The 2400-nt window shown below is 35.5% G+C and carries 2 protein-coding genes; both read left to right on the plus strand.

Going from position 1 to position 2400, the window contains the following annotated elements:
• Window positions 1–844: NDP-sugar synthase (locus tag AB1397_03475; protein ID MEW6482048.1), on the plus strand; the 844-nt coding region annotated here is incomplete at its 5' end.
• A 12-nt stretch (window positions 845–856) separates the two neighbouring features.
• Window positions 857–2017, plus strand: a complete 1161-nt coding sequence (locus AB1397_03480) for a sigma-70 family RNA polymerase sigma factor (GenBank protein ID MEW6482049.1) — start codon at window positions 857–859, stop codon at window positions 2015–2017.
• The last annotated feature ends 383 nt before the right edge of the window (window positions 2018–2400 follow it).

Here is a 2400-nt window from a genome sequence, read left to right on the forward strand (position 1 = left end):
TGATACTGATACAACGATTATATTGAGTGGTGACGGCGTTTCTAACCTTAATCTTACTGAATTTATTGAGTTTCATCAAGGAAGAAAATCCTTTGCCACAATTAATCTTTCTTTTGTTTCTGACCCCTTGCATTATGGCGTGGTTGTTGTTGAGAGGGATGGAAGGATTAAGCAGTTTCAGGAAAAACCAAGGCCAAAGGAGGCTATATCTAATCTTGCAAATACGGGAATATATGCATTTGAAAGAAAGATCTTTGAGTTAATCCCAGATGGCGAATATGATTTTGGAAAGCAGCTTTTTCCCGAGATTTTAAAAGAAAATGTCCCTTTCTACGGATACTATTCAGAGGCTTATTGGAATGATATGGGAAGCATTGATGTCTACAGGCAGGTTCATATGGATATCCTTATGAAAAGGGTAAGCCTTCCCATAGCTGGAAAAGAAACAAGGCCAGGAATAACTGTGGGGACAAATACCTATATTGATGAGGATGCTGAGCTTATTCCTCCCATTGCCATTGGAAACAATGTGGTGATAGAAAAGTATGCCAGGCTAAAGGGACCCCTTTCCATTAATGACTCCTGCAGGATAGAGGAATCTTGTAATATTGAAAGGAGCATTGTTCTTCCTAAAACAACCATTGGAAAGAATACAAAGATTAGGAATGGCATTATTGCAGAAGGCTCAAAAATAGCAAATAATGTAGTCCTTGTGGATAACAATGTCATAGGTTCTTATGCTACGATAGGTGAATATTCCATTCTCCATCCAGGGATAAAGGTAGATTCCGAAATAGAAGTTCCATTAAAAACAGAACTGAAGGAAAATATAATGAGGGATTAGGGATTTAATTTTATGAAATTAAGTGTTGATCTTAAGGGAAAGATAGATGGACTAGTTAAAAGGGGAAAGGAAAAGGGCTTTGTTACCTATGATGAAATAAACCAGATATTCACAGATGATATAGTCTGGTCTCCCTACTTTGAAGAGCTTTTCTCTAAACTTGACGAGGAAAGGATAGAGATTATAGAGGAAGAAAAGGAGAAAAAGACAAAATCCCTTGATTCTGTAACATTATACCTTCGTGATATATCAAAGATTCCCCTTTTGTCCACTGAGAAAGAGAGGGAGCTTGCAAAAGAAATTGAAGAGTGCAAAATCGCCTTTTCTGAGATAGCAAGAAAGGTTTCCATACCATTGAGAAAATTAAAGAGCTTTTTTAACAATGATAATGTTGATAAAGAGCTTAAAAGGGAGTTTGAAAAAATAGATTACAAGCTATATACAGCAAGAAGGATAATAATTGAGTCAAATTTAAGGCTCGTGGTTATGATTGCAAAAAGGTATGTAACCTACAGCAATATGCCATTACTTGACCTTATAAGTGAAGGGAATATTGGGCTTATAAGGGCGGTTGATAAATTCGATTATAAAGAGGGCTATAGATTTTCTACATATGCTAACTGGTGGATAAGGCATAGTATAGTTTCGGCAATTACAAATGAAAGCAGGATAATTAGAATTCCACAATATCTATTTAATACCATAAATCGCTCTATGAAGGTAAAGGAGGAATTGGAAGATGAGTTGGGAAGAAGTCCAAAAATGGAGGAGATTGCCCAAAAGATGGGCTTGGCTTTAAATCGCCTAATTGAGATTATGAATGCAGCCTCTGAGCCAATTTCATTGGAAGCCCCTGTTAGTAATGAGGAACAAAGCGACCTTCTGTTTGAGATAATAGAGGATAAAAAAAGCCCCTCTCCCTCAGATATAGTATTTTTACAAATCCTTCAAGACCAAATATCGTCTGTTTTGGATATACTTCCTAAAAAGGAAAAGGATGTCATTTCCTTAAGGTTTGGGCTTTTTGGAAATTTTCCCCATACATTAGATGAGATAGGAAAAAAGCTTAACATTACAAAGGAAGCAGCAAGGCAGATAGAGAAGAGGGTTCTTTTAAAGCTTAGAAAAAGAAAGGTAGTAAAACAAATAAGGGACGATTTTATTTATAGATAGTTGAGCAGTGGGGGAGTTTTTTTCCACTGCATGATGGGTCGGGATATTATTAAAAACTCCCCGACCGATCAGAAAGTTGCCAATCTTTGTATGTGTTTAGGTATCAACTTATGTAGTATGGGGATTCGGAATTTGGGGGTATAATATTCATACCACAGAAAAAAACAACAAAAAGAGATGGAGTCTATGAGGAAGGAGACGGAAGGGCCGTATCTTATAGTATCTTCCATTACTTAGTGCAAAAATAGTATTTAAGAAATTTTGAATTCTAAATTTTGAATTTTGGATTGAAGGTTTAAGTTTTATAAAATTTTTTCCCTTTTAATTCAAAATTCAACATTCAAAATTCATAATTTTATAAAGTTTTCCTTAAGATTATCTAA

Source organism: bacterium, from assembly GCA_040756715.1.
In the GTDB taxonomy this organism is placed as follows: Bacteria; UBA9089; UBA9088; order UBA9088; family UBA9088; genus JBFLYE01.